This is a genomic window from Geodermatophilus sp. CPCC 206100 (genome assembly GCF_048569675.1).
Taxonomy (GTDB): Bacteria; Actinomycetota; Actinomycetes; order Mycobacteriales; family Geodermatophilaceae; genus Geodermatophilus.
The window spans coordinates 1-25,548 of the sequence record NZ_JAQISV010000049.1 but is presented as its reverse complement, the minus strand read 5'-3'; the positions used below and the strand labels follow the sequence as shown (position 1 = coordinate 25,548).

Here is a 25,548-nt window from a genome sequence, read left to right as displayed (position 1 = left end):
GACCACAGTCCGAGGGAGGCGTCATGACGGCCACCGACCGGGGGACCGGGTCCGGGCAGCGGACCGACGTGGATGCCGCGTTCCGCGGCTCGGCCACCTACCGGAGCCTGGGGGAGCAGACCCTCAGCCCGGCCGAGGAGCGCTTCGAGAAGGGACGACGCACCGTCGGGCTGTTCCTCGCCCCGGTCGTCACCGTCGCCTTCGCGCTGCTGCCCTTCGACCTGCCGCGCGACCAGCACCTGCTGGCCGCCGTGCTGCTCGGCGTCATCGTCCTGTGGATCACCGAGCCGGTGCCGATCCCGGTCGGCGGCCTCATCGGGGTCGGGGCGATCGTCGTCCTCGGCGTGGTGCCGGCCGACGACGCGCTGGCCCCGTTCGGGTCGACGACGGTGTTCACCTTCATCGGCGCGTTCATCCTGGCCGCGGCCATGCTCAAGCACGGGGTCGCGCGGCGGTTCGCGATGTTCATCCTGTCGCTGCGGTGGGTCGGCGGGTCGACCGCCCGGGTGGTCATCGCCTTCGGCCTGATCACCGCCCTCCTGTCGGCGTTCGTCTCCAACACCGCCACCGTCGCGATGCTGCTGCCCACCGCCATCGGCATCCTCTCGGTGATCGCCAAGCTCCTGCAGGACAAGGAGATGGTGGCGCCGGACTTCGACCCGCTGCGGCTGCGGGTCGGCGTCGCCCTGATGCTCATGCTGGCCTACGGCGCGAGCGTCGGCGGGCTGATCACCCCGGTCGGCACCCCGCCCAACCTCATCGGCCGCGGCCTCATCGAGGAGGCGACGGGGGAGCGCATCGGCTTCCTCGACTGGATGCTCATGGCGCTGCCGATCTGCGCGCTGATGTTCGTCGCGCTGGCCGCCGTGCTGCTGCTGCTCAACCGGCCCGAGATCAAGCGGATCGAGGGCGTGCACGAGTACGTCCAGGCCGAGCGCGCGGAGCTCGGCCCGTTCTCTCGGGCGGAGCGGAACACGCTCATCGCGTTCGGCACCACCGTCGCGCTGTGGATCTTCCCGGGCGTCATCGCGCTCACCGCCGGCACGGAGTCCGACCTGTACACGACGATCAGCGACCGCCTGGACGAGGGCATCGTCGCCGTCCTCGGTGCCTCGCTGCTGTTCCTGCTGCCCACGGACTGGCGGGCGCGGGAGTTCACGCTGAACTGGTCGGACGCCGCCAAGATCGACTGGGGCACGATCCTGCTGTTCGGCACCGGGATCATCTTCGGCTCGCTGCTGGCCGACACCGGCCTGGCCGAGACGATCGGGAACAGCTCGGCGGAGACCCTGGGGCTGACCAGCACGATCGCGATCACCGTCTTCGCGGTGCTCCTGGCCATCGTCATCTCGGAGACGACGAGCAACACCGCCTCGGCGGCCGTCGTCGTGCCGATCATCATCCCGGTGGCGGTGGCCGCGGGCATCAACCCGTTCGTGCCCGCGCTCGCGGCGACGTTCGCGGCGTCCTTCGGCTTCATGCTGCCGGTGTCCACGCCGCAGAACGCGATCGTCTACGGCTCCGGCGTCGTGCCGATCACCAAGATGATCCGGTCGGGGATCTCCTTCGACGTCCTCGGCGGGTTGCTCATCGTCGTCCTGCTGCCGGTGATGATCGACCTCGTGCTGGGGTCCGTCGGCTGACCGCCCCGGGGCACCGTCCGGTCAGCGCCGGACGTCGTAGGTCAGGTGGGTCGCCGACGCCGAGACCCGCACGTCCCGCTGGACCAGCCGGTGCCGGCCCGCACCGGCGAACAGCGGGGTGCCGCGGCCCAGCACCTCGGGGGAGAGGTGGATCCGCAGCCGGTCGAGCAGCCCGGCCGCGAGACAGCCGCCGACCAGCATCCCGCCGCCCATGACGTACACGTCGCGGTCCCCGGCCGCCTCCCGGGCGGCGCGGAGCGCGGCGGCCGGACCGTCCAGCACGAACGTGAAGTCGTGTGACCCGGCCAGCCGCACCCGGTCCGGCCGGCTGCTGGTGACGACGAAGAACGGCGGCCGCCCGTCCTGGTCCGCGCCGTACCCCAACTCCTCGCTCCACCCGCCCGGGGCGTCCACGGTGTCGAAGGTCCGCCGCCCCATCACCACCGCCCCGGTGGCCGCGGTGAGGCTCCGCAGCTCCTCGCGGTCGACGGGATCCGCGCTGTCCAGCGCCCAGGCGTGCAGGCCCTCGGCGTCGCGGCCGAGCCCGTGCTCGACGTCGGCGCCCGGACCGGTGACGAACCCGTCGACGGACATGGTGATGTCCCCGATGACCGTGCTCATGGCAGGGGTGACCGCGCCGGGGCGCGGGACTCATCGACGTCGGCCGGTCAGGACGCCAGGGGCCCGCCGTTCCCCTCGGGCAGCGCGCCGGCGCGGGCGACGACGTGGTCGATGAGCCCGTACTCGAGGGCCTGCTCGGGCGTGAACCAGCGGTCGCGGTCGGAGTCGGCCTCGATCTGCTCCACGCTGCGGCCGCTGTGCTGCGCCTGCAGCTCGTTGAGCTCGCGCTTGAGCCGGGAGAACAGGTCGGCCTGGATGGCGATGTCGGACTGCGTGCCGCCGACCCCCGCCGAGGGCTGGTGCATCATGATCCGGGTGTGCGGCAGGGCGTGCCGCTTGCCCGCGGTCCCGGCCGTGAGCAGGAACTGGCCCATCGAGGCGGCCATCCCCATGCCGTAGGTCGCGACGTCGCAGTCGACGAACCGCATCGTGTCGTAGATGGCCATCCCGGCGCTGACCGAGCCGCCCGGGGAGTTGACGTAGAAGTGGATGTCGCGGGTCGGGTCGGCGGCCGACAGCAGCAGCAGTTGCGCGGCGATCTGGTTGGCGACCGCGTCGTCCACCTCGTGGCCGAGGAAGACGATCCGCTCGTCGAGCAACCGGTCGTAGACCGCGTCCTGCAGGCTGGCCGCGGGGCCGCCGTCCCGCAGCAGGCGGGTGTTCTTCCCGGTGGGCGCGGCAGTGTGCATGGCTCTCGATCCTCCGCAGGAGTGGGGTCAACCGACCCGCGGAGTCTCTCGGGAATGGGCAGATAATGGCTTCCCGAGATGACCGTTCTCGCGCTCGGCGTATTTGTTGTGCTGAGTGCGAAATGGTCTTGACGCCGACGCCGTTCACCACTCCGTCGGGTGTCGTCCACCTGCCCGTGGCACCGGCGTGGACGGGACGTGTCACGATGGACGACGGCCTGCGGGACGCGGGCCGGAACGACGTCGGGAGGGAGGGCGAGCGCGTGCGCAGCGAACCGCCCAGTACCGGCTCCGGGGTCCGCACCGCCTGGTGAAGGACCCCGTCCTCCCCTCCCTTCGCGGGGCGGGACCCGGGACGGGGCCACGCGGGCGGACCTCCGAGGTGTCCCCCCGTCCCAGCGTCCCCCGGGAGTCCAGTCGTGGCCGACCGCCGCCGTGCGCCCCTCACCGCCCTGACCACGCTCGCCCGCCGCCCGCGGCCCGAGCTCACCCTCGCCCCGGCGCCGCCGTCCCCCGCCGCCGCAGACGGGAACGGCGAACGGCTGGCGCTGATCGTCGACAACGCCGTCTACTCGTCCGGCCGCCGCGTGGCCACGCCGGAGACGGTGGCCGAGAGCCACGAGTGGCTGGCCGAGGACCCCGAGCGCCTGGTGTGGCTCGGGCTGTACCGGCCGCAGCCGGGGGAGCTCGGCGAGTTGGCCGAGCAGTACGACCTGCCCGAGCTCGCCGTCGAGGACGCGATCAAGGCGCACCAGCGGCCCAAGTTCGAGCGGTACGGGGACACGCTGTTCGTCGTCCTCAAGGCCGCCCGGTACCTCGACGCGCTCGAGGAGGTGGAGTTCGGGGAGCTGCACCTGTTCCTCGGCCCGAACTTCGCGATCACCGTGCGGCACAGCGAGTCGCCGGACCTCTCGCGGGTGCGCCGCCGGCTGGAGAGCGAGCCGGCGCTGCTGGAGAAGGGCAGCGAGGCGGTGCTCTACGCGATCCTGGACGCCGTCGTCGACGGGTACTCGCCGGTGGTCGCGGGCCTCGCCAACGACATCGACGAGATCGAGACCGAGGTCTTCCGCGGGGACCCGGGCGTCTCGCGCCGCATCTACGAGCTCTCGCAGGAGGTGCTCGAGTTCCAGCGGGCCGCCCAGCCGCTCACCGGGATCCTGGCCGCGATCACCGCCGGCTTCGACAAGTACGGGGTGGACGAGGACCTGCGCAGCTACCTGCGCGACGTCGAGGACCACGTCGTGCAGGTCAACGAGCGGGTGGAGGGCTTCCGGCTGCAGCTGCGCGACATCCTCACGGTGAACGCGACGCTGGTCGCCCAGCGCCAGAACGAGGAGATCCGCGAACTCACCGAGGCCTCGATCGCCCAGGGCGAGGAGGTCAAGAAGATCTCCGCGTGGGCGGCCATCCTCTTCGCGCCGACCCTCGTGGGCACCGTCTACGGGATGAACTTCGACTCGATCCCCGAGCTGCACTGGCAGCTGGGGTACCCGTTCGCCCTGGTGCTCATGGCCGGGGTGAGCGTCACGCTCTACGTCGTCTTCAAGCGCCGCGGCTGGATCTGACCGCGGCTACGGCTGCGGCGACGCGTCCACGGGCTGCAGGACCAGGTCGATGAGGGCGTGCCGGAACGGGTTCGCGACCCCGAGCCGGGCCGCCTGGTCGGGGTCGTCGACCGGGGCGAAGTCCCGGACCAGGCTGCGCTTCACCGCGAACACCGCGTCGGAGTCCAGGTAGGGGCTGCCGGCCACGAAGATGTGCGTGGTCACCGGCACGTGCCCGGGCGCCTCGGCGATGAAGTGGATGTGCGCCGGCCGGAAGGCGTGGCGGGAGGTGGCCGCGAGCAGCTCGCCGACCGGCCCGTCGGTCGGGATGGGGTAGTGCGCCGGGACGACGGTCCGGAACCGGAACCGGCCCTCGGCGTCGGTCGTGAACAGCCCGCGGCCGTTGCCCGCGGGCTGCACGCCGGGCTGCTGGACGTCGTAGAAGCCGTTCTCGTCGGCCTGCCAGACGTCGACGCTCGCCCCGGGGACCGGCTCGCCGTCCACCGACAGCACCCGGCCCTCGACGACGCACACCTCCCGGCCCCCGACCTCGTCGATCGAGTCGCCGTTCTCGCGCACCGGCGAGACGGTCATGTGGAAGGGCCCGAGGACGGTGGCCTCGGTCGCCCCGCCGACCTTGCGGTGATTGAGGTTCTCGACCAGCGCGGAGACCCCGAGGACGTCGGACAGCAGCACGAACTCCTGCCGCACGTCGTCGCACTTCTGCCCGGTGCGGGTGAGGAAGTCGATCGCCGTCTCCCACTCGGCGATCGTCGGCTCCACCTCGCGGATCGCTGCGTGCAGCCCGCGCACGACCGCGCCGAGCAGCTCCCGCAGCCGCGGGTCGGCGGTGCGCGCGAAGCTCTCGACGGTCGCGTCGGTGACCGTCTCCTCGGTGATGTCCTCGGGCTCGACGGCGGGTGCATCGGGGCGGACGTCGGTCATCGCGAGTGGGCCCTCCGGTTCTCGGGGTGGGGCCCGTCACGCTAACCGGCTCCGGTCCCGCCCGGGACGCCGGTCCCGCGGCCGCCGGTCAGACCAGGACGGCGTCCATGACCTCCGCCTGCAGCACGAGGTCGGTGGCCGTGGTCAACCAGCCTGCGACGAGGAGCAGCGGCCAGGGCTGCTCGTCGTCCAGCGACGCCGTCGCCGCGCTGAGTGAGGCCTGAGCGATGGCCCTGCACGCCATGTTCCGCATGACGAGCTCCTTCCGTCCGGTGTCCAGGAGATCGGCAGCGGCGACACGGGAATCCACCCGCGAAACCCGAACGTCATCCCGAAGGGTCAGGCGTTGACCGGCCGGGGCCCGGGCGCGCAGCATCGGACGGTGCTGCTCCTGCGACACCAGGACGTCGAACAACTCCTCGACGTCGCGGAACTGATCGACGCGCTGGCGACGGCGATGGCGGACCTGTCGAGCGGACGGGCCTCGGTGCCGCCGCGGGTGGCGGCCGTCGTGCCGGCGCCCGAGGGCGTGCTGGTCGCGATGCCCGGCTACAGCCCCGCGCTCGGGGTGCTGGCGGTCAAGGTCCTGACCGTCTTCCCCGGCAACCAGGCCCACGAGGCGCCGTCCCACCAGGCCCTGATCGGCCTGTTCGACCCCACGACGGGGACGCCGCTGGCGATGATGGACGGCAACGCGATCACCGCCGCGCGGACCGCCGCCGGCTCGGCGCTCTCCATCCGCCTGCTGGCCCGGCCCGAGGCCGCCGTCCTCGCCGTCCTCGGCACCGGCGTCCAGGCCCGCGCGCACGCCCGCGCCGCCGCCGTCGTCCGGCCGCTGACGGAGGTGCGGATCGCCGGCCGGCACCCCGACCGCGCCGAGGCACTCGCCGCCGAGCTGCGCGCCGAGGGCCTGCCCGCCCGCGCCGCCGGGACGTGGGAGGAGGCGGTCCGCGGCGCGGGGATCGTGTGCGCCACCACCGCCGCGGAGGACCCCGTCGTCCGCCTGGAGTGGCTGGACCCGGGCACCCACGTGGCCTCGGTCGGGTACACGGCGCGCGGCCGGGAGGTGGACGACGACACCATGGCGGAGGCCCGCGTGGTGGTCGAGCACCGCGAGACCTCGTTCACGCCCTACCCGGTCGGGAGCAACGACCTGACCGAGCCGGCCGCGCGGGGGCTGATCGCCCCGGACGAGGTGGCCGAGATCGGTGAGCTCGTCGAGGGCCGCCGTCCGGGCCGGACGTCGGGGGACCAGATCACGGTGTACAAGTCGGTCGGGGTCGCCGCCCAGGACGCGGCGGCGGCCGGGCTCGTATACGCCGCGGCCTGCCGCCGCGGCGTCGGCCACCGCATCACGCTCTGAGGCCGGAGGACACCGGAGTGCGGGACCTCGTCTACTACATCGGCGTCTCGATCGACGGCTTCATCGCCGGCCCCGACGACGAGGTGGACTTCTACCCGATGTCCGAGGCGTACACGGAGTGGATGACCGCCGAGTTCGCCGACGCGCTGCCCACCCCCGTCCGACGGCAGTTGGGCGTGGACGCCGCGCCCAACCGGCGCTTCGACACCGTCGTCATGGGCCGGCGCACGTACGACCCGGCGTTGCAGGCCGGCATCCCCAGCCCCTACGCGCACCTGCGGCAGGTGGTGGTCTCCCGCACCCTCGAGTCGCCGGACCCGGCGGTCACCGTCGTCCGGGAGGACCCGGTCGCCGCGGTGCGCGCGCTCAAGGCGGAGCAGACCGGGCTCGACGTCTACCTGGCCGGCGGCGGTCAGCTGGCCGGTCAGCTGGTCGACGAGATCGACCGGCTCGTCGTCAAGCAGTACCCCGTGGTCGCCGGCGCGGGCCGCACCGCGTTCGGGCCGCGGTTCACCCCGACCCCGTTCGACCTGGACGACGTCCGGACCTTCCCGGGCGGCAACGCCGTCCTGTCCTACTCCCGGGCGCGCTGACCGCCCGGCTCCCGGTGGAGCGGATCTCCGGGCAGTGGCGCCGGTGCCGGACTCTCGGCCTGGATGGAGACCTCGACGTTGGTCCGGTGGGCCGTCGGGTCCCAGACCTCCTCCAGTGGCGCGAACAGCGAGCCGCCGATGCCGCGGCGGCGTGCGCGGCGGCCGAGCAGGGCGTACCCGGCCGGGACCAGGACCAGCGCGGCCACCACCTCGACCGCCAGGAGCACCTCGTCCACGACGCTCACGGTAGGCGCCGCGGATGGCCTCCTCCGGGCACCGAGCCGCGTCAGGTGTCCGGGCCCGCCGGCACGGGTGCCCCGGGGACCGGACGCGAGGCCAGCAGCACGGCTCCCGCAGCCGCCAGGCCGGCGGCGGTCAGGAAGGCCGCCGGGACACCGCGCGCGGCCACGACGAGACCCAGGACGACGGGGCCGCCACCGAGTCCCAGGTCGATGAACACGCTGGCCGTGCCGGCGGCGCTGCCCCGCTCGGACGGCGACACCCGGCTGAAGACGGCCGCGAACACCGCCGGGGTGAGGAAGGCGGTGCCGATTCCCAGCACGGCGGCGCCGGCGAACAGACCCCACGCGGCCGGCACCGTGGCGACGAGGACCAGCCCCGCGCCGGAGGCGCCGAGCGCGGCGGCGGCCAGGCGCAGCGGCGACACGCGGTCCGGCAACGTCGCGAAGAGGAGGCGGCAGGCCACCACGACCAGCCCGAACACGCCGAGCACGGCGCTCCACCGGTCCACGCCGAGACGGGCGGCGTGCAGCGACGCGAACGCCAGGAAGCCGCCGACCACCGCCACCCCGATGAACAGCCCGAGTCCGGGCACCAGCGCAGCGGGGTGGATCAGGGGCGCCGGAGGCGCCGGCCCGGACGCCGGCTCGCGGGTCTCCGGCACCCGGGTGGCGACCAGCGCGGCGACCGCCAGCAGCAGCCCGACCCCTGTCCAGACGAGCGGGAAGCCGCCCCACCCGAGCAGCGCCTGACCGAGGACCGGTCCGGTGCCGATCCCGAGGTAGAGGGTCAGGGAGTTGTAGCTCAGCGCCTCACCGGCTCGGCCGGGCGGGGCGAGATCGGCCAGGGCCGCGAACCCGGCGACGACGTACAGGGCCTCGGCCACCCCGAGCAGCGCGCGCAGCACCACCAGCCAGGCCAGGCCGGTGACGAGCAGGTGGCCCGCCACCAGCAGCGCGAACAGCAGCGCCCCGCCGACCAGCAGCGGTCGGCGACCGGAGCGGTCGGCCCACCGGCCGGCCAGCGGTCGCAGGACCACGGTGGTCGCGCTGAACGCCCCCACGGCGACGCCGACCGCTGCCGGGCCCCCACCCAGCGGCCCGCTGACGAAGAACGGGGTCACCCCGATCAGCGCGCCACCGGCGGCGAAGTAGGCCAGGTCGGCCACGGCCAACGCGACGAACGCCGGCGTGAACAGCGTGTCCGGCCGACGCCGCATGGCGCGGCACGCTACTCCCGGGACGCGTGCCCGACGGGGGTCGCGGCGCTACGACGGCCGGCGCTGCACCGAGTCGTCCACCCGGCGCCGCTCACAGGCTCGCCGGTGGGTCGGGCGGCGGTTCCCCGGGAGCGAACCGCTCCAGCAGGCGGTCGACGCCGGTCCCGGCCTCGCGCGCGCTCGCCGTGAAGCCGAGGACGACCGGCAGGAACCGGTCCGAGGGCAGAGCGCGCAGCCGGAGGTCGGTGCGGGCCACCACCGTGGCCGTCCTGCGGCTGCGCCGCAGCAGGGCGATCTCCCCGAAGCCCTCGCCGGCGCCGAGGACGGCGACGACGGACCCGTCGCCCACCACCTCGGCCTCCCCGGACTCGATCACGTAGTACCGGTCGCCCACGTCGCCCTGGCGGAACACCGCCTCGCCCGCGGGGACGGAAACCGGTTCGAGGCCGCGGGCCAGCTGCTCGACCGAGGGCAGCGGGAGCGTGCGCAGCATCGCCACCCGCTGGAGCAGTCCCACCTCGGCGTCGTGGACGCCGACCGAGCGGTCCAGGCGGCGCAGTCGCCACCACGAGGCCGCCGCCAGGACGGGGCACACCAGCCCGATGCCGACCAGGGCGGCACGCGGCCCGGACGTGGCGATCACCCACGAGGCGGTGACCGCCCCGATCCCCATGGACACCGCGACCAGGCTCTCCAGCACCCCGAAGACCCGGGCCAGCACCTCGTCGGGCGCCAACCGGGCGAGCAGGGTGAACCCCGCGACGTCGATCAGCGCGTTGCCCACGCCGACCAGCGCGATCAGACCGAGCGCGGGTCCCTGTCCGGGCACGACGCCGATGACGGCGATCGGCAGCCCCCAGAGGGCGACCCCGACCGCGAACCAGGCGCCGAGCCGAGCCGTGCCGACCAGCAGCGACGCCGCCAGCGAGCCGACCACCGCACCCCCGCCGACGGCCGTCATGAGGGCGCCGACCCCCGGCTCGCCGGTGCCGAGCAGCTCGATCGCGACCACCACGGACAGCACGGTCAGCGCGCCGCGGGTGAAGGACTGCGCCGCCGCGAGCCCGAGGATCAGGGCCAGGTCGCGGTCGGAGGTGATCGCCCGGACCCCCTCGACCGCCTCCCGGACCAGCCGCGGCCGGGCCGGGGCCGGGGGGCGGGGCGGCGCCTCGTACCGCAACCGCAGCAGCAGCGCGGCGGCCCAGAGGGACGCGCCGGCCGCCACCGCGAACACGACGGCCACGTCGGTGACCCCGAGCAGCACCGTCGCCAGGAGCGGCCCCACCAGCGTGGCAGCGGAGTCGAGCAGCCCGCGGACGACGTTGGCGCTGGCCAGCTCGTGCCCGGTGTGGCACAGCGAGGGGAGCAGCGCGGAGTGGGCCGGTCGGAAGAGCGTGGCGGCGATCGTCGACAGCACGGCCAGGGCGTAGACCGCGGCCGGCGGCCCGGCCAGCGCGACGACACCCGCGGCCGCGCCGGTGGCGATCGCGCGCAGCGTGGAGACGACGATCAGGACGCGCTCGCGCCGTCCCCGGTCGGCGAGGGGGGCGAGCAGCGGGGCGCACAGGGCCGAGGGGACCATGCGCAGCAGCCCCACCAGCCCGAGTGCGGTCGCGCCGCCGTCCCGGTAGGCGACGATGCCGAGGGCCACGGTGAACGCCCACTCGGCGGTCCACGCGCCCAGGAAGCTGAGCTGGGCCCGGCGCAGGTCGGGGTTGCGGGCGTTGCTGGTGAACGCGGCTGCGGCGTCGGCCAGCCGGTTGCGCCTGCCCCCCTCCCCCATGGACCGACTCTGGGGGGACCAGGCCTCCCACGACGACGAACCCGCCCCGGACCTGGCGGTCCGGGGCGGTTCGTGGGGGAGTGGAGGTGGCGGGAATCGAACCCGCGTCCTCCGACGCAAGACCAGGGCTTCTCCGAGCGCAGTCCGCTCTGTCTCTACTCGACCCCACCGATCACGCGAACGAGTCGGTGTGACGGGCCCAGTCGCTGTGAGGTGTCCCGTACGTGCCCGCGACCGGCACGCACGGTGAGTCATCTAGCTGATGCCAGGATCCGGGCCGATGACGAACCCGGGCTGACAAGTCCATCTAGCTCAGCTGTCAGGCAGCGAGAGCGTAGGCGGACTGAGTGCGACTGGAGTCGGCACTTGTTGGTTTGCAACGTGTGGTTAACGAGCTCATCGTTGCCTTCCTCGGCTCGCTTCCCCTGGTCCCACGACCGAAGTCGAGACCATTCACCCCCTGTGTAGTTGTGCAGACAGGGTAACCGTGTCCGGCCCCGCCGTGTTCCCCCGGACGACGGACGCGCTGAACGGCAGGGTCAGCCGCCCGGCGGTTGCTGCCCGGGTACCCCCAGGCCGGCGTCCCGGGCCCGGGCCGCGGCCGCCGCGCGGTCGGGCACTTGTAGCTTCACCAGCACGGCGGAGACGTGGTTGCGCACGGTCTTCTCCGACAGCGTGAGGCGGCGGGCGATCTCGGAGTTGCGCAGGCCGGCGGCGAGCAGCTCGAGCACCTCGCGCTCCCGCTCGGTGAGCCCGGGGAAGGTCTGCACCCGGTAGTCGCGGGCGGCGCCGGTGTAGAAGTCCACGATCCGCCGGGCCACCGCGCCCCCGTACACGGCGTCCCCGCCGGCCACCGCCAGGACGGCGCGGACGATCTCGTCCCGGTCGGCGCCCTTCAGCAGGTACCCCCGCGCCCCCGCCCGCAGCGCGGCGAACAGCGAGGCGTCGTCCTCGTGCATGGTGAGCACCAGGACGGCGGTGCCCGGGTGCCGCCGGGACAGCTCCGCGATGGCCGCGGTCCCGGACACCCGCGGCATCGACAGGTCGGTGAGCACGACGTCGGGGGCGGCGTGCGCCACGACGGCGAGCAGTTCCGCCCCGTCGCCGGCCTCGCCCACGACCTCGACCTCCGGGGAGGCCTCGAGGACCGCGCGCAGCCCGAACCGGTACATCGGGTGGTCGTCGGCCAGCGCCACGCGGACGGGCATCAGCCCGCTCCGAGGGGGAGAGCGGCCACCACGCGGGTCCCGCCGTCGCGGCTCTCGACCGAGAGGTCCCCGCCGACGGCCTGCGCCCGCTGGCGCATCGACGCGAGTCCGAGCCCTGGCGTCCGCTGCTCGTCCGGACCGGCCGGCGCCGGCATCCCGATCCCGTCGTCGGCCACCGCGACCTCGAGCCGGCCCGCCGAGATCCGGAGCCCGACCTCCGCCGACCGGGCGCCCGAGTGCCGGGCCACGTTGGTGAGCGCCTCCTGGGCGATGCGGAAGGCGGCGGTCTCCACGTCGGGCGGCAGCGGGGGCAGCTCCCCGGCGTCGATGCGGACCGGCACCGACGTGGACAGGGTGTCGGCCTGCCGGCGGATGGCGGCCAGCAGCCCCAGGTCGTCCAGCGCCGCGGGGCGCAGCCCGTCGATGATCCGGCGGACCTCGCCGACGGCAGCGTCCACCTCGGTGCGCAGCCGCGGCAGCAGCTCGTCGGTGACCGGGTTCCCGGGGCCGGGGAGGGAGACCTGCACGGCCTGGACGCCGAGGCTGACCCCGGCCAGCGAGGGGCCGAGCCCGTCGTGCAGGTCCCGCCGGATCCGGTCGCGCTCCGCGTGGGTCGCGGCCAGCACGCGGTCGCGTTCCCGCTCCAGCGAGCGGGCCAGGTCGAGGGCCCGCACGACCACGGCCACCTGCGGGGCCAGCGCGCCGATCAGCCGCTCGTCCGCGGCGGTGAGGGGCTCGGCCGGCGCGCGCGGCGCCACGACCAGGGTGCCGACGTCCCGGCCGCCGACCCGCAGGCCGACCCGGACCGCCGGCGGGCCGTCGTCCACGTCGCCGGAGACCGCGAGCAGTCCGTCGTCCGGCCCGAGCACCGCCGCGCCGCGGGTGCGCAGCGCGGCCGTGACGGTGCCCAGCGCGGCCGGCAGCAGGTCGGCCTCGTCGACCTCCGCGACCCGGTCGCCGAGGCGGGTCACCGCGGCCACCGGGTCCCGGCGCTCCCCGTAGACGAAGCGGTCGGCCGCCTGCTGGAGCCGCGTGTGGACCGGGCTCAGCGCCACTGCCAGCAGCGCGGCGGCCACGGCGCCGGGGACGGGGGCGATGGTCCGGCCCAGCGCGTTCCCGGCCAGGGCGGCGACGGCCAGGTACCCGGCGACCACGGCGACGGTCAGGGCCACGTAGACCAGCCCGCGGCTGACCACGATGCCGAGCAGCCGGTACCGGACCACGCCGACGGCGACCGCGACGGGCACGAGCAGCGCGAACGTGACAGTGGCGGGCGCCCAGGGGACGAAGAAGACGGCGACCGCGAGCGGCACCACGACGCACACGAGCCAGGCCAGCTGCTGCCGCTCCGGACGCCGGGCCCGCACCAGCCGCACCAGCGTGCCGGCCCACAGGACGGCGGCGCCGAGGACGACCGCGGCGGTCGCCGTGAGGCCACCGACGGTCACCCACCAGGCGTCCGGGAGCTGCAGCGGGGCCGTCCCCGAGGCGATGTCGTCGTAGGCGCTCTGGGAGAACGTCGAGATCCCGGTGGCGACGGCCAGACCGGCGCACACGGCACCGAACGGCCAGCGCCACCAGCGCGCCGGCAACCGCCCCGACGGGTAGACGGCGACCAGGACGGTCAGCGGGATGAGCATCGACGGCAGCCACAGCATCGAGCCGAGCAGGGCGGCCCAGGTGGCCAGCGGCCAGGCGGGCTCGGCGACGTCCACGCCGTAGCCGCCGTAGGCGCCGAGCCCGACGCTCCCTCCCTGCAGCAGCCCGCTGAGCACCAGCAGCCAGCCGATCGGGTTGCGCGGGCGCAGGTGCACGAGCACCGCACCGGTGCCGCACTGCGCCACGGCGACCAGCCCCGGCCAGGGGTCGACGTGCGCGACCGAGACGGTGGAGTGCACGACCAGTGCGAGCACTGCCGCGGCGACGCAGGCCGCCGTGGCGGCGGCGGCGACGCCCGTGCCGAGCAGACGGGGAGGCACGGCCGTCAGTGTGCGGCCTCGGCCGTCCCGGCAGCGGCCTCCGGTGTCCCGGTCCGGCCGGGACGTCCTCCCGGGCGCCCGGGGTGCCCGGGCTCAGGTGCCGGGTCGGCCGGGACCGCCACGGTGGACCGGCCGGCGGAGGCCGGACCAGATCCCCGAGGAGGACCCCGTGAGCGCCATCGACACCCCGACCCGCAGCCGCGACCGCCGCGGTCTGCTGCAGCCCGACCCCGCCACCGCGGCCGGTGCGGCCCTGGCCCTGGTGTGCACGGTCACCGGCCAGTTCGTGCAGACGCCGCTCCGGCCGGGCGACGACGGCTGGTCCGTGGACGTCTCAGGTGGCGGCGGGTTCGCGGGGCTCGCCGTCCTCGTCGGCTTCGTGCTCGTCGCCGCGGTCGTCGTCAGCGCCTTCGCCCGCGCCGGCCGGGCCGCGCGGCACAGGGACCGCCGGGCGCTCGGCCTCGCGGTGGCAGGGGCCGCCAGTGTGTTCGTCTTCTGGACCGGGCTGCCCGCGATCCTCGCCGCGGCCGCCGCGGGCCTGGTCCTGACCCCGCGCCCCGGCGGCGGCCTGACCACCCCGGCCGGGGTCGTCGCACTCACGCTCGCCGCCCTGACCGTCTTCTCCGCCGGCTACCTCGCCGTCGCCGGCTGATCCCCACCCGACCGCGCCCAGGAGCTCGCCATGACCCCGACCCGCCGCACCGCCGTCGCCGCCGTCGCCCTCGCCGCCGTGGGGGCGGGTACGGCCCTCGCCCTCGCCCCGGCTGCGGGAGCCGACGAGGACCTCCGCCTCACCACCACCGCGACCGCCAGCACCGACCTGGACCTCGGTGTCCCCGGGCCGGGCCCCGGGGACACGCAGGTCTTCCTCGACGAGGTCCGCCGCGACGGCCGGCTCGTCGGTGGCATGACCGGCAGCTGCACGGTCGCGCTGTCCACCGAGGAGCGGCTGGTGGCCGCCTGCACGGCGACCCTGCTGTTCGACGACGGGTCGTCGATCGCCACCCAGGGTGCGGGGGACGAGGACCCGCAGGTCGGGCCCACGGAGTTCCGCTGGGCGGTCACTGGCGGCACCGGTCGGTACGCCGGCGCCGAGGGCGAGTTCGTCGGCACCTTCGTCCCGGGCACGGACACGGTGGAGGTGGTGGTGCGACTGCGGTGACGCGCCGCCCCCGGAGTGCCGGTTCCCCGCGGGGAGCCGGCACTCGCGTGTGGCTCAGGCGGGGCGGGCGGCGATCACCAGCCAGCCCGCGGACCCGTAGGCCACGCCGTCCGGCGTGACGTGCGCGGCCAGCGACTCGCGCAGCGCGCCGAGCGCCCCCTCCCGGTCGGCCGGGTCCAGCGGCTCGAGCAGCCAGCCGAGCTGGCCGAGCGCGAACCGCTCGGCCTCCGCGGCGTCCCGGCCGAGGTAGAGGGGCCGCTCCTGCGGCTGCACCTCGACGTCGGAGAAGCCGGCGGCGGCGAGGACGGCGCGGATCCGCGCGGGGTCGCTGAGGCCGAAGGGGCCGGGCCGGCCGGCCGGGGGGAGGGGCAGGTCGCGCCCCGCGGCCAGGGCCGTCATCGACGCGGCGATCCACTCGTTGCGGTCGAGCGGCTGCCAGGTGAGCAGCACCAGCCGGCCGCGCGGGCGCAGGGCCCGCCCGACGTTGGCCAGCGCCGCGACGGGGTCGGCGAAGAACATCGCGCCGGTGCGGCTGAGCGCCACGTCGAAGGCCGCCGGCGGGAAGGGGTGCACCTGCGCGTCGGCCCGGGTGAACGTGACGTTGGTCAGCCCCTCCGCCCGCGCCCGCGCGCGGGCCACCTCCAGCATCGGCCCGGACAGGTCGACGCCCAGGGCGGAGCCGCGGGCCGCCGTCCGCGCCGCGTCGAGCGTCGTCCGGCCGTTGCCGCAGCCGACGTCGAGCACGGCGTCGGTGGCCGTGAGGCCCGCGGCGGCCATGAAGGCCGGGTGGTGGGCGCGGAGGGCGTCGTCGTAGCGGTCGGCGGAGGCGGACCACCGCGCGCCCTCGTCGCCGTTCCACGCCCGCGCCTGCTCGGTGTTGCCGGGGTCGATCCGGAGCGTCGTCGTCTCCGTCATCGGACTCGCCTCTCTCGGCCGCTAGTCTGCTCCCATGGGGACGATGTTCGACGGCTTACTCCGAGGGGGAGGGTCATGTCAACGCCGAGCGCGCTGACCACCACCTCCTACGCGATCCTCAGCCTGCTCGCGGTGCGTCCCTGGAGCACCTACGAGCTCACCCGCCAGATGGACCGCAGCGTCGGGCGGATGTGGCCCCGGGCGCAGAGCAAGCTGTACGAGGAGCCCAAGAAGCTGGTGGCGCACGGGCTGGCGACGGCGCGGTCCGAGGCGGTCGGCCAGCGCTCGCGCACCGTCTACTCGATCACGCCCGAGGGCCGGACGGCGCTGGCCGCGTGGCACCGCGAGCCGGGCGGCGGCCCCGTGCTGGAGTTCGAGCAGCTGCTCAAGCTCAGCTTCGCCGAGCACGGGAGCCGCGCCGACGCCCTCGCCACGCTCGCCGCCGCCCGCCGCTGGGCGGAGGAGCGCAACGTCGAGAACCGGTCCGCGGCCGAGGCCTACGCCTCCGGGAACGGCCCCTTCCCGGACCGGCTGCCCCAGAACCTGCTGGTCGGGCGCTTCCTCACCGACTTCTACCGGCTGGTGGCCGAGTGGGCCGACTGGGCGACGCCGCTGGTCGAGGCGTGGCCCGAGGACCCCGCGGCGGCCGGGGCCGACGCGGCCCAGGCGGCCGAGACCGCCCGCCGCGCGGACTGGTGAGCGCGTGACCGTGGTCGGGCGGGCGCTGGGCCGGGTCCAGCTGTGGCTCGGGTCGGCGCCGCCCGACCCCCGGGCCATGGCCGTCGTCGCCCGGCACGTGCTCGTCTTCAACCTCGTCGGGCTGGCCGTCGTCGCGCTGCTGCTGCTCGCGCTCTCCGCCGGTGCCCGCGACCCGGCCGGGCGCACCGCCATCGTGGTGACCACCCTCGGCTACCTCGCCGTCGCCCTGCCGGTCGGCGTCCTGGCGGTGCTCCGCCGGCAGCGGCTGACCGCGGCCTGGCTGGGCGGCCGGCGACCCCTGACCCCCGAGGTGGCCGCCCAGGCGCTGCGGCTGCCGGTCGACGTCACGATCGTCGTCGGCCTCGGCTGGCTCGGGGGCGGTGTCCTGGTCGGCGTCGTCGGCGCGGTCGCCTCGGACCTGTCCCTGGTGGGGCTGCGCGTGGGGCTGGCCGCGCTGCTGGGCGGGGTCGCGGCGGTCGGGCACAGCTACCTGCTCACCCTCCGGCTGGCGGGCCGGATCACCGCCGAGGCGCTGGCCGCCCACCCGCCGGAGGGCACGCCGGTGCTCGGCGTCCGGCCGCGGCTGCTGCTCACCTGGGTGCTGACCAGCGGCGTGCCCCTCCTGGGGCTGGCCCTGCTCTTCCTGGACCCGAGCAACCCCGCGGGGCCGCGCGAGGACGCGGTCGTCTTCCTCGTCCTCACCGCGCTCGTGGTCGGCGCCGTGGCCACGCACCTCACCGCCCGGTCGGTGGGCGCGCCGCTGCGCGACCTGCGCCGGGCGGTGCAGCGGGTGGGGGAGGGCGACCACGACGTCCGCGTGCCGGTGGACGACGCCGGCGAGATCGGCCTGCTCCAGGAGGGCGTCAACACCATGGCCGCCGGGCTGGCCGAGCGGGAGCGGCTGCGCGACCTGTTCGGCCGGCACGTCGGGACGACGGTGGCCCAGCGGGCGCTGGCCACGGGTGTCTCGCTGGGCGGGGAGCTGCACACGGTGGCCGCGCTGTTCGTCGACATCGCCGGCTCCACCACCCTGGTGCGGCGCACCGGGCCCGAGGAGATGGTCGGCCTGCTCAACCGCTTCTTCGCCGTCGTCGTCGACGCCGTGGAGGACGGGGGCGGCCTGGTGAACAAGTTCGAGGGCGACGCGGCGCTGTGCGTCTTCGGCGCCCCGGCGGAGCACCCCGACCCGGCGGGGGCGGCGCTGCGGGCGGCCCGCCGGATCTGCGCCGCCGTCGCCGCGGCGGGTGAGCTCGACGTCGGCGTCGGGGTCGCCTACGGGCCGGTGTGGGCCGGCCAGGTGGGCGCGGCCCGCCGGCTGGAGTACACGGTGATCGGTGACCCGGTGAACGAGGCGGCGCGGCTCACCGACCTCGCCAAGGACCACCCCGGGCGCGCCGTGGTCAGCGAGCCCGCGGTGCGGGCCGCCGCCGGCGGGGAGTCCGCCCACTGGGCTCCCGGCGACGCCGTCGAGCTGCGCGGCCGCGACGAGCCGACCCGCACCTGGGTGCTCACGGTCGGCTGACGGCCCCGTCCAGAGGCTCGCCGCGAGCTCGCGAGCGGTGAGGAGGACGGGGTCCTCTCTCAGACGGCGGCGGCCTGCCCGCCGATCGGCTGCTGGCCCGGGTTGACGTGCGACTTGACCACGACGAGGACGTCGTCGGGCTGCAGCGTGCCGATGAGCGGGTCGTCGAAGCGCAACGTCCGCCCGCCCCGGGTCACCGACAGGACGACGTCGCGCAGCTGCCTCGGCCCGAGCCCCACCTCGCCGGCGGTGACCCGCCGCTGCTGCAGGTCGAGCCCCTGGCCACCGGTCACCAGGTCCTCGACGACGGCGACCACCCGCGGAGCGTCGGTGGACAGCCCGAGCAGCCGGCCCGAGGTGGCCGACGTCGTGATGACCGTGTCCGCCCCGGACTGGCGCAGCAGGTTGGCGTTCTCCTCCTCGCGCACCGACGTGGTGATCGGGACGCTCGGGTTCAGCTGCCGCACGGTCAGCGTGATGAGCACCGAGGCGTCGTCCCGGTTGGCCGCGACGATGACCGCCCGCGCCCGCTCCACGGAGGCCCGCCTGAGCACCTCGGTCCGCCCGGCGTCGCCGACGATGCCGGTGAGCCCGAGGGAGTTGGCCTCCTCGATGGCCCGCGGTTCGGGGTCGACGACGACGATCTGCTCCAGCGGGGTGCCGTTGGCCTGCAGCGAGCGGATCGCGCTGCGCCCCTTGGTGCCGTAGCCGCACACGATGACGTGCTGGCGCACGCGGGACCTCCAGCGACGGATGCGGAACTCCTCCCGGGAGCGCGCGGTCAGCGCCTCCAGGGTCGTTCCGATGAGGACGATGAGGAACATGATGCGCAGTGGCGTGATGAACAGGATGTTCACCAGCCGCGCGCTCTCCGTGATCGGCGTGATGTCGCCGTACCCGGTGGTCGAGAGCGTGACGGTCGCGTAGTAGACGGCGTCCAGGAGGCCGATGCCCACCACGTCGCCGTCCCGGTAGGAGTCGCGGTCCAGCCAGACGATGAGGACCGTCAGGCCGAGGAAGAACGCGGCGAGGACCACCCGGCGCCAGACCTGGCGCAGGGGAGGCTCCTCCGTGTGCGCGATCTGGACGCCGGTGTGCGGGTCCTCCGGCGCCGTGCGCTCGCGGTTCACCCTGCGGACGATAGTGAGCGGTCGGCGTTCCGGCGTGCGCGCCGCACCCGTCCGGGTGAGCGGACCGGGGGAGGTCCGGCAGCGGGACGGAGCGCCCTGCGGCAACGGACCGCCACGGTGGGTGAGGATGGTCACATGAGCGACCAGCGCACGGCCCTCGTGCTCGGCGGCGGCGGGATCACCGGCATCGCGTGGGAGATCGGCGTCCTGGCCGGCCTGGCCGAGGCCGGCGTCGACCTGACCGGCGCGGACCTCGTCGTCGGCACCTCGGCCGGCTCCGTCGTCGGCGCCCAGGTGACCGGCGGAGCGGACCTGGAGACGCTGTTCACGCGCCAGCTCGAGCCGCCCACCGGTGAGCGGGCCGCCCGCATGACGCGGGCCGCGCTGGCCCGTTACGGCTGGGCGATGCTGCGCAGCCGCGGCCGGGACCAGGAGTTCCGGCGGCGGGTCGGTGCGCTGGCGCTGGCCGCCGAGCAGGCCGGGCTGACGCCGACCGAGCAGGAACGCCTCGACGTCATCGGCAGCCGCCTGGTCGGCACCGAGTGGCCCGACCGGCCGCTGACGGTCACCGCCGTCGACGCGCACACCGGCGAGTTCGTCCCCTTCGACCGCGACTCCGGCGTTCCGCTGCTGCTCGCGGTGGCGGCCAGCTGCGCGGTGCCCGGGGTGTACCCGCCGGTGACGATCGACGGCCGCCGGTACGTCGACGGGGGCATGCGCTCGGCGGCCAACGCCGACCTCGCCGACGGGTACGACCGGCTGGTCGTCCTCGCCCCCATCCCGCGCGGGGTCGGCCCGATGGCCAGCGTGGACGCGCAGGTGACCGGGATGGTGGCGCGGGTCGCCGTCGTCTCCCCGGACGAGGCGAGCCGGCGGGCGATCGGCCGCAACGTGCTCGACCCCGCCGCGCGGGCGGGGTCGGCGCGGGCCGGCCGCGCTCAGGCGGCGGGCGTGGCCGGGCAGGTCGCCGAGGCCTGGCAGGGCTGAGCGGAGTGCTCCGGGCGCGGGATCCGCGCCGGGGCGCTCCGCCGGTTTGGTCGGGGTGGGTGCGGGGGCAGGAGCCCGCGTGTGGACACCGACATCACCGTGCGGGTCGACGGGACGGCGCACCCGCTGAGCGTCGACACCCGCACCACGCTGCTGGACGCCCTGCGGGAGCGGCTGCGCATCACCAGCCCGAAGAAGGGCTGCGACCACGGCCAGTGCGGCGCGTGCACCGTGCTGCTCGACGGCCGCCGGGTGAACAGCTGCCTGGTGCTGGCGGTGACCGTCGACGACGCCGAGGTGACGACGTCGGACGGGCTGGCCGCCGGCGGGCAGCCGCACCCGCTGCACCGCTCCTTCGTCGAGCACGACGCCTTCCAGTGCGGCTACTGCACGCCCGGGCAGGTCTGCTCGGCCGCCGCCGTCATCGAGGAGGCGCGGGCCGGCTGGCCCAGCGCGGTCACCGCCGACCTGACCGCGGACGCCGTCGAGCTCACCGACGCCGAGATCCGGGAGCGGATGAGCGGCAACCTGTGCCGCTGCGCGGCCTACGCCCACATCGTCCCGGCGGTCGCCGAGGTGGCCGAGGCCGGCGGGGTGCGCCGGTGAGGGAGTTCCGCTACGAGCGCGGCACCGACGCCGCCGCCGCGGTCGCGCTGCTGGCCGCCGAACCGTCGGGGGCCTTCCTCGGCGGCGGCACCAACCTGGTCGACCTGATGAAGCTGGGCGTCGAGACCCCCGACGTGCTGGTCGACGTCCGCACCCTCACCTCCCGCGAGGTGACCGACCTCCCCGGCGGCGGCCTGCGCATCGGCGCCGGCGTCCCGAACGCCGACCTCGCCGCCGACCGGCGGGTCCGCGCACGCTTCCCGGTGCTCGCCCAGGCGCTGCTCGCCGGCGCCTCCGGACAGCTGCGCAACCGCGCCACCACGGCCGGGAACCTGCTCCAGCGGACCCGCTGCAGCTACTTCACCGACGTCACCCGGCCGTGCAACAAGCGCGCTCCGGGCAGCGGCTGCGGCGCGATGGAGGGCGCCCACCGCAACTCCGCCGTCCTCGGGCAGACCCTCGACGGCCCGGCCACCTGCGTGGCCACCCACCCCTCGGACATGGCCGTCGCCCTCGCCGCGCTCGACGCCGTCGTGCACGTGCTGGGCCCCGACGGCGAGCGCAGCATCCCGATCGGCGAGCTGCACCGGCTCCCGGGGGACGACGCCGCCCGCGACACCACCCTGCGGCACGGGGAGCTGGTCACCGCCGTCGACCTGCCGGCGCTGGGCATGCCCTCGCGCTACCGCAAGGTCCGCGACCGGGCCTCGTTCGCCTTCGCGCTGGTGAGCGTCGCCGCGGCGCTGCGGGTGGAGGACGGCGTCGTCGCCGACGTCCGGCTCGCCCTGGGCGGCGTCGCGCACAAGCCCTGGCGGGCGACCGCCGCCGAGCAGGCGCTGCGCGGGCGGCCGGCCACGGAGGAGGCGTTCGCCGCGGCCGCCGACGCCGAGCTCGCCGCGGCCACCCCGCTGCGCGACAACGGCTACAAGGTCCCGATGGCGCGCAACGTCGTCGTCCGCACGCTCGCCGGCCTGACCGGAGGTCCCGCATGACCACCGTCGAGCGGCTCGTCGGCGCCGGGATCGACCGCGTCGACGGCCCCGCGAAGGTGCGCGGCACCGCGCCCTACGCCTACGAGCAGGACCCCGGCGAGCCCATCGCGCACGTCGCGCTGGTCCAGAGCACCGTCAACCGCGGCCGGATCACCCGGCTCGACCCCACGCGGGCCGAGGCGCTGCCGGGGGTGCTGGCCGTGATCACGCCGGCCAACGCGCCGCGGCTGTCCGGCGACCTCGCCTCCGACCTGCCCGTGCTGCAGTCGCTGGACGTCCACTACCAGGGCCAGGTCGTGGCCGCGGTGGTCGCCGAGACGTCGGAGGTCGCGAGGGCCGCCGTCGGCGAGGTCCTCGTGGAGTACGCCGCCGAGCCGCCGGACGTGCGGCTGTCGGCGCGCCGGCCCGACCTGTACGCGCCGGCGCACGTCATGGGCGGCCAGGCCACCGACTCGGTCATCGGGGACGTCGACGGCGCGCTGGCCGCGGCGGCCGTGACCGTCGACGCCACCTACGAGACGCCGGTCCAGCACCACAACCCCATCGAGATGCACACCTCGATGGCCCGCTGGGACGGCGACGCCCTCACCCTCTGGGACGCCGACCAGGGCCCGCACACCATCGCCAAGGACCTGGTCACCGCCTTCGAGCTGGAGCCGGGTCAGGTGCGGGTGGTCTCGCCCTACGTCGGCGGCGCCTTCGGTTCCAAGGCGTTCACCCACCCCCACCAGGTCCTGGCCGCGCTGGTCGCCCGCGTGGTCGGGCGCACCGTCGTCCTGGAGCTCACCCGGCAGCAGATGTTCAGCCTGGCCGGGCACCGGACGCCGACGATCCAGCGGATCCGGCTGGGGGCCGACCCCGAGGGCCGGCTCACCGCGATCAGCCACGAGGTCGTCGAGCACACCGCCCGCATCGACGAGTTCGCCGAGCAGACCGCGACCCCGAGTCGCGTCATGTACGCCGCCGCGAACCGCCGGACGACGCACCGGCTGGCCCGCCTCGACGTCCCGCCGCCGACGATCATGCGGGCGCCGGGGGAGACCCCGGGCATGTACGCGCTGGAGTCGGCGATGGACGAGCTGGCGCACGCGATCGGCCTCGACCCGGTGGAGCTGCGCCTGCGCAACGAGCCGGCCGAGGACCCCGAGCGGGGCATCCCGTGGTCGTCCCGGTCGCTCGTGGCGTGCCTGCGCACCGGGGCCGAGCGCTTCGGCTGGGCGGGGCGGGACCCGCGGCCCGGCGTCCGGACCGACGGGCGGTGGCTGGTCGGCACCGGCGTCGCCGCGGCCACCTACCCGGCGCGGCGGCGGAAGGCCGACTGTCGCATCTCCGTCGACGGGCGGGGGCGCTACACGGTCGAGATCGACGGCTCCGACATCGGCACCGGCACGTGGACGGCGCTGGCGCAGATCGCCGCCGACGCCCTGGGCGTGGGGATGGACGGGGTGGAGCTGCGGATCGGCGACAGCCGGCTGCCCTTCGCCGGCGGCGCGGGCGGCTCGATGGGCCTGGCCTCGTGGGGGTCGGCCGTGGTGCTCACCGCGCGGGAGCTGCGCCGGCGGCTGGAGTCCTCCGGTGGTTCCCTGTCGCCCGGCGGGCTGACGGTGGACGGCGGGGTCGACGGCCCGTCCCCGCACGCGGGGGAGCGGTCGATGCACTCGTTCGGCGCGCACTTCGTGGAGGTGCGGGTCGACGCCGACACCGGTGAGGTGCGGGTGCCGAGGGCGACCAGCGTCTACGCGGCCGGGACGATCGTGAACGCGAAGACCGCGCGGTCGCAGTTCCTCGGCGGCTTCTGCATGGGGCTGTCGATGGCGCTGCACGAGGAGTCGGTGCAGGACGAGCGGTTCGGCCACTACGCCAACCACGACCTCGCGGGCTATCACGTGGCCACCAACGCCGACATCGGGGAGATCGACATCTCCTGGCTGGAGGAGGACGACCCCTACGTCAACGAGCTGGGCCTGAAGGGGATCGGGGAGGTCGGCATCACCGGCGCCGCGGCCGCCGTCGCCAACGGCTACTGGCACGCGACCGGCCGGCGCGTCCGCGACCTGCCGATCACGCCCGACAAGTTCTTCCGCCCGTAGCGGAGGGTGGGGGCGCAGGTTTCCTGCGCCCCCACCCTCCGCTGCAGCACTCCGACAGACTGGCCGCCGTGCTGCCACCACCGGGGACGCCGGGCACCGACCTCCCGGTCCGCGCGGTGCTGCCCGCCCTGGACGACGCGCTGACCGGCGCCGGCAGCGCGGTGCTGGTCGCCCCGCCCGGCACCGGCAAGACGACCCTCGTCCCGCTCGCGCTGGCCGGGGCGCTGCCGGGCCGGGTGCTGGTGGCCGAGCCGCGGCGGGTCGCCACCCGCGCCGCCGCCCGCCGGATGGCCGCGCTGCTCGGGGAGCCGGTGGGCCGCTCGGTCGGGTACAGCGTCCGCGGGGACAGCCGGCGCAGCGAGGACACCCGCGTCGAGGTGGTCACCACCGGGCTCCTGGTGCGCCGGCTGCAGGCCGATCCCGAGCTGGCCGGGGTGGCCGCCGTCGTCCTCGACGAGTGCCACGAGCGGCACCTGGACACCGACCTGGCGCTGGCCTTCGCCCTCGACGTGCGCGCCGCGCTGCGCCCCGACCTGCAGCTGCTGGCCATGTCGGCGACCGCGCAGGCCGGGCGGCTGGCGTTGCTGCTGGGCGGCGCCGACCCGGCGCCGGTGGTGGCCGCGACCGGCACGCTGCACGACGTCGAGGCGGTGTGGTGCCCGCCGCAGCCCGCGGTGGCGCCCCCGCACGGCGGCCGGGTCGACCCGCGGCTGCTCGACGCGGTCGCCGCGACCACCCGCCGGGCGCTGGCCGAGACCGCGGGCGACGTGCTCGTCTTCCTGCCCGGCGCCGCCGAGATCGCCGGTGTCGCCGGCCGGCTGGGCGGGGTGGACGCCGACGTCCGGCCGCTGCACGGCCGGCTGCCCGCCGCCGACCAGGACGCCGCGCTGATCGCGGGCCCGCGGCGGCGGGTGGTGCTGTCCACCGACGTCGCCGAGAGCAGCCTGACCGTGCCCGGGGTGCGGACCGTCGTCGACGCCGGGCTGGCGCGGGTGCCGCGCTTCGACGTCTCCCGCGGCCTCGGCGCGCTGGCCACGGTGCGGGTGTCGCGCTCCTCGGCCGTCCAGCGGGCGGGGCGGGCCGGGCGCGAGGCGCCGGGGCGGGTGTACCGCCTGTGGTCGGAGGCCGAGCACGCGCGGCTGCCGGCCGCGCCGGAGCCGGAGATCGCCGTCGCGGACCTGACCGGCCTGGCCCTGGAGCTGGCCTGCTGGGGCGCGCCCGAGGGCACCGGGCTCGCGCTGCCCGATCCGCCGCCGGCCGCCGCGTTCGCCGTGGCCCGGGCCGCGCTGTCCGACCTCGGCGCGGTGGACGACGCCGGCCGGGTGACCGCCCGCGGCCGGTCGCTCACCGCCGTCGGCGCGCACCCCCGGCTGGCGCGGGCGCTCCTCGACGGCGCTCCGCTGGTCGGTGCCCGCCGCGCCGCGGAGGTGGTCGCGCTGCTGTCGGCCGACCTCCCGGCCGGCTCCGACGACCTGGTCGCCGAGTGGCGGGCGCTGCGCAGCGGCCGGGGCGGGGCGGCCGCGCGCTGGCGCGAGGAGGCGGCCCGGCTGGCCCGCGCCGTGCCGCGCGCCGCCGACCCCCGCCCGCCCGGCGACGTCGCCGCCGGCCTGGTCGTCGC

Annotated in this window: 24 protein-coding genes and 1 other RNA gene; 13 read left to right on the top strand and 12 right to left on the bottom strand. The window is 75.8% G+C overall.

All coding sequences use genetic code 11. The annotated features are described in order from the left end of the window. The first annotated feature begins 23 nt into the window (after positions 1-23). Positions 24-1,643, top strand: coding sequence for an SLC13 family permease (locus tag PGN05_RS20770; RefSeq protein WP_419754474.1), 1,620 nt, complete (start codon positions 24-26; stop codon positions 1,641-1,643). 21 nt (positions 1,644-1,664) lie between these two features. Here the strand turns inward: PGN05_RS20770 and PGN05_RS20765 are convergent, their stop codons facing one another. Then, a complete protein-coding gene (locus PGN05_RS20765) occupies positions 1,665-2,264 on the bottom strand; it encodes a dihydrofolate reductase family protein (protein ID WP_419754473.1) in 600 nt (199 codons plus the stop codon). A gap of 47 nt (positions 2,265-2,311) precedes the next feature. Further along, positions 2,312-2,953, bottom strand: a complete 642-nt coding sequence (locus PGN05_RS20760; RefSeq protein ID WP_419754472.1) for an ATP-dependent Clp protease proteolytic subunit — start codon at positions 2,951-2,953, stop codon at positions 2,312-2,314. A gap of 419 nt (positions 2,954-3,372) precedes the next feature. Here PGN05_RS20760 and PGN05_RS20755 point away from each other — a divergent pair, with 419 nt between their 5' ends. Then, on the top strand, positions 3,373-4,518 hold the full coding sequence (locus PGN05_RS20755) for a magnesium and cobalt transport protein CorA (protein WP_419754471.1): 1,146 nt from the start codon (positions 3,373-3,375) through the stop codon (positions 4,516-4,518). A gap of 6 nt (positions 4,519-4,524) precedes the next feature. Here PGN05_RS20755 and PGN05_RS20750 read toward each other — a convergent pair whose 3' ends face one another. Further along, positions 4,525-5,442 (bottom strand): dioxygenase, encoded by a 918-nt coding sequence (locus PGN05_RS20750; RefSeq protein ID WP_419754470.1) that lies wholly within the window; start codon positions 5,440-5,442, stop codon positions 4,525-4,527. Between the two features lie 88 nt (positions 5,443-5,530). Continuing rightward, a complete protein-coding gene (locus PGN05_RS20745; protein ID WP_419754469.1) occupies positions 5,531-5,695 on the bottom strand; it encodes a hypothetical protein in 165 nt (54 codons plus the stop codon). A 129-nt stretch (positions 5,696-5,824) separates the two neighbouring features. Here PGN05_RS20745 and PGN05_RS20740 point away from each other — a divergent pair, with 129 nt between their 5' ends. Together PGN05_RS20740 and PGN05_RS20735 are read left to right on the top strand one after the other, a co-directional pair. Next, positions 5,825-6,805, top strand: coding sequence for an ornithine cyclodeaminase family protein (locus tag PGN05_RS20740; protein ID WP_419754468.1), 981 nt, complete (start codon positions 5,825-5,827; stop codon positions 6,803-6,805). Between the two features lie 17 nt (positions 6,806-6,822). Next, positions 6,823-7,398, top strand: coding sequence for a dihydrofolate reductase family protein (locus tag PGN05_RS20735; protein WP_419754467.1), 576 nt, complete (start codon positions 6,823-6,825; stop codon positions 7,396-7,398). Here the strand turns inward: PGN05_RS20735 and PGN05_RS20730 are convergent. The 6 genes from PGN05_RS20730 to PGN05_RS20705 all read right to left on the bottom strand — a co-directional run bounded on the left by PGN05_RS20730 (position 7,380) and on the right by PGN05_RS20705 (position 13,827). Then, on the bottom strand, positions 7,380-7,634 hold the full coding sequence (locus PGN05_RS20730) for a hypothetical protein (RefSeq protein WP_419754466.1): 255 nt from the start codon (positions 7,632-7,634) through the stop codon (positions 7,380-7,382). The genes PGN05_RS20735 and PGN05_RS20730 overlap by 19 nt on opposite strands. A 50-nt stretch (positions 7,635-7,684) precedes the next feature. Further along, positions 7,685-8,857: an MFS transporter gene (locus PGN05_RS20725; RefSeq protein ID WP_419754465.1), complete on the bottom strand. Its 1,173-nt coding sequence runs from the start codon at positions 8,855-8,857 to the stop codon at positions 7,685-7,687. Between the two features lie 91 nt (positions 8,858-8,948). Further along, positions 8,949-10,640: an MFS transporter gene (locus tag PGN05_RS20720; protein ID WP_419754464.1), complete on the bottom strand. Its 1,692-nt coding sequence runs from the start codon at positions 10,638-10,640 to the stop codon at positions 8,949-8,951. A 78-nt stretch (positions 10,641-10,718) separates the two neighbouring features. Then, positions 10,719-11,101: a transfer-messenger RNA gene (gene ssrA, locus PGN05_RS20715) on the bottom strand. A gap of 78 nt (positions 11,102-11,179) precedes the next feature. Further along, positions 11,180-11,848 (bottom strand): response regulator, encoded by a 669-nt coding sequence (locus tag PGN05_RS20710; RefSeq protein WP_419754463.1) that lies wholly within the window; start codon positions 11,846-11,848, stop codon positions 11,180-11,182. Further along, complete coding sequence (locus PGN05_RS20705; RefSeq protein ID WP_419754462.1) at positions 11,848-13,827, bottom strand: ATP-binding protein; 1,980 nt, start codon at positions 13,825-13,827, stop codon at positions 11,848-11,850. Before PGN05_RS20705 ends, PGN05_RS20710 begins: the two co-directional genes overlap by 1 nt. Positions 13,828-13,996: 169 nt before the next feature. On the opposite strand from PGN05_RS20705, the gene PGN05_RS20700 reads away from it, so the two are divergent. Continuing rightward, the gene (locus PGN05_RS20700; RefSeq protein ID WP_419754461.1) at positions 13,997-14,479 is read left to right on the top strand and encodes a hypothetical protein; all 483 of its coding nucleotides are present in this window, start codon (positions 13,997-13,999) and stop codon (positions 14,477-14,479) included. A 30-nt stretch (positions 14,480-14,509) separates the two neighbouring features. Next, on the top strand, positions 14,510-14,989 hold the full coding sequence (locus PGN05_RS20695) for an allene oxide cyclase barrel-like domain-containing protein (protein ID WP_419754460.1): 480 nt from the start codon (positions 14,510-14,512) through the stop codon (positions 14,987-14,989). Positions 14,990-15,043: 54 nt separating this feature from the next. Here PGN05_RS20695 and PGN05_RS20690 read toward each other — a convergent pair whose 3' ends face one another. Then, the gene (locus PGN05_RS20690) at positions 15,044-15,904 is read right to left on the bottom strand and encodes a class I SAM-dependent methyltransferase (protein WP_419754459.1); all 861 of its coding nucleotides are present in this window, start codon (positions 15,902-15,904) and stop codon (positions 15,044-15,046) included. Positions 15,905-15,979: 75 nt separating this feature from the next. Here PGN05_RS20690 and PGN05_RS20685 point away from each other — a divergent pair, with 75 nt between their 5' ends. Further along, complete coding sequence (locus PGN05_RS20685) at positions 15,980-16,603, top strand: PadR family transcriptional regulator (RefSeq protein WP_419754458.1); 624 nt, start codon at positions 15,980-15,982, stop codon at positions 16,601-16,603. 4 nt (positions 16,604-16,607) lie between these two features. Further along, positions 16,608-18,125 carry an adenylate/guanylate cyclase domain-containing protein gene (locus PGN05_RS20680; RefSeq protein WP_419754457.1) on the top strand — a complete coding sequence of 506 codons (1,518 nt, stop codon included), beginning with the start codon at positions 16,608-16,610 and terminating at the stop codon, positions 18,123-18,125. A 59-nt stretch (positions 18,126-18,184) separates the two neighbouring features. Here the strand turns inward: PGN05_RS20680 and PGN05_RS20675 are convergent, their stop codons facing one another. Continuing rightward, positions 18,185-19,255, bottom strand: coding sequence for a potassium channel family protein (locus tag PGN05_RS20675; protein ID WP_419754456.1), 1,071 nt, complete (start codon positions 19,253-19,255; stop codon positions 18,185-18,187). Positions 19,256-19,390: 135 nt separating this feature from the next. Here PGN05_RS20675 and PGN05_RS20670 point away from each other — a divergent pair, with 135 nt between their 5' ends. The 5 genes from PGN05_RS20670 to PGN05_RS20650 all read left to right on the top strand — a co-directional run. Then, positions 19,391-20,242 carry a patatin-like phospholipase family protein gene (locus PGN05_RS20670; protein ID WP_419754455.1) on the top strand — a complete coding sequence of 284 codons (852 nt, stop codon included), beginning with the start codon at positions 19,391-19,393 and terminating at the stop codon, positions 20,240-20,242. Positions 20,243-20,323: 81 nt separating this feature from the next. Next, complete coding sequence (locus PGN05_RS20665) at positions 20,324-20,848, top strand: 2Fe-2S iron-sulfur cluster-binding protein (RefSeq protein WP_419754454.1); 525 nt, start codon at positions 20,324-20,326, stop codon at positions 20,846-20,848. Beyond that, a complete protein-coding gene (locus tag PGN05_RS20660; RefSeq protein ID WP_419754453.1) occupies positions 20,845-21,840 on the top strand; it encodes an FAD binding domain-containing protein in 996 nt (331 codons plus the stop codon). The genes PGN05_RS20665 and PGN05_RS20660 overlap by 4 nt, the downstream gene beginning before the upstream one ends. Beyond that, positions 21,837-23,930 carry a xanthine dehydrogenase family protein molybdopterin-binding subunit gene (locus PGN05_RS20655; RefSeq protein ID WP_419754452.1) on the top strand — a complete coding sequence of 698 codons (2,094 nt, stop codon included), beginning with the start codon at positions 21,837-21,839 and terminating at the stop codon, positions 23,928-23,930. The genes PGN05_RS20660 and PGN05_RS20655 overlap by 4 nt, the downstream gene beginning before the upstream one ends. A 68-nt stretch (positions 23,931-23,998) precedes the next feature. After that, a partial coding sequence (locus tag PGN05_RS20650; protein ID WP_419754451.1) for a helicase-related protein occupies positions 23,999-25,548 on the top strand: 1,550 nt, incomplete at its 3' end.

Coding starts and splice junctions, on each gene's coding strand:
- PGN05_RS20655 (WP_419754452.1), top strand. CDS start 21,837: ATGACCACCGTCGAGCGGCTCGTCGGCGCCGGGATCGACCGCGTCGAC.
- PGN05_RS20720 (WP_419754464.1), bottom strand. CDS start 10,640: ATGGGGGAGGGGGGCAGGCGCAACCGGCTGGCCGACGCCGCAGCCGCG.
- PGN05_RS20750 (WP_419754470.1), bottom strand. CDS start 5,442: ATGACCGACGTCCGCCCCGATGCACCCGCCGTCGAGCCCGAGGACATC.
- PGN05_RS20685 (WP_419754458.1), top strand. CDS start 15,980: ATGTCAACGCCGAGCGCGCTGACCACCACCTCCTACGCGATCCTCAGC.
- PGN05_RS20745 (WP_419754469.1), bottom strand. CDS start 5,695: ATGCGGAACATGGCGTGCAGGGCCATCGCTCAGGCCTCACTCAGCGCG.
- PGN05_RS20765 (WP_419754473.1), bottom strand. CDS start 2,264: ATGAGCACGGTCATCGGGGACATCACCATGTCCGTCGACGGGTTCGTC.
- PGN05_RS20770 (WP_419754474.1), top strand. CDS start 24: ATGACGGCCACCGACCGGGGGACCGGGTCCGGGCAGCGGACCGACGTG.
- PGN05_RS20695 (WP_419754460.1), top strand. CDS start 14,510: ATGACCCCGACCCGCCGCACCGCCGTCGCCGCCGTCGCCCTCGCCGCC.
- PGN05_RS20710 (WP_419754463.1), bottom strand. CDS start 11,848: ATGCCCGTCCGCGTGGCGCTGGCCGACGACCACCCGATGTACCGGTTC.
- PGN05_RS20690 (WP_419754459.1), bottom strand. CDS start 15,904: ATGACGGAGACGACGACGCTCCGGATCGACCCCGGCAACACCGAGCAG.
- PGN05_RS20670 (WP_419754455.1), top strand. CDS start 19,391: ATGAGCGACCAGCGCACGGCCCTCGTGCTCGGCGGCGGCGGGATCACC.
- PGN05_RS20760 (WP_419754472.1), bottom strand. CDS start 2,953: ATGCACACTGCCGCGCCCACCGGGAAGAACACCCGCCTGCTGCGGGAC.
- PGN05_RS20725 (WP_419754465.1), bottom strand. CDS start 8,857: ATGCGGCGTCGGCCGGACACGCTGTTCACGCCGGCGTTCGTCGCGTTG.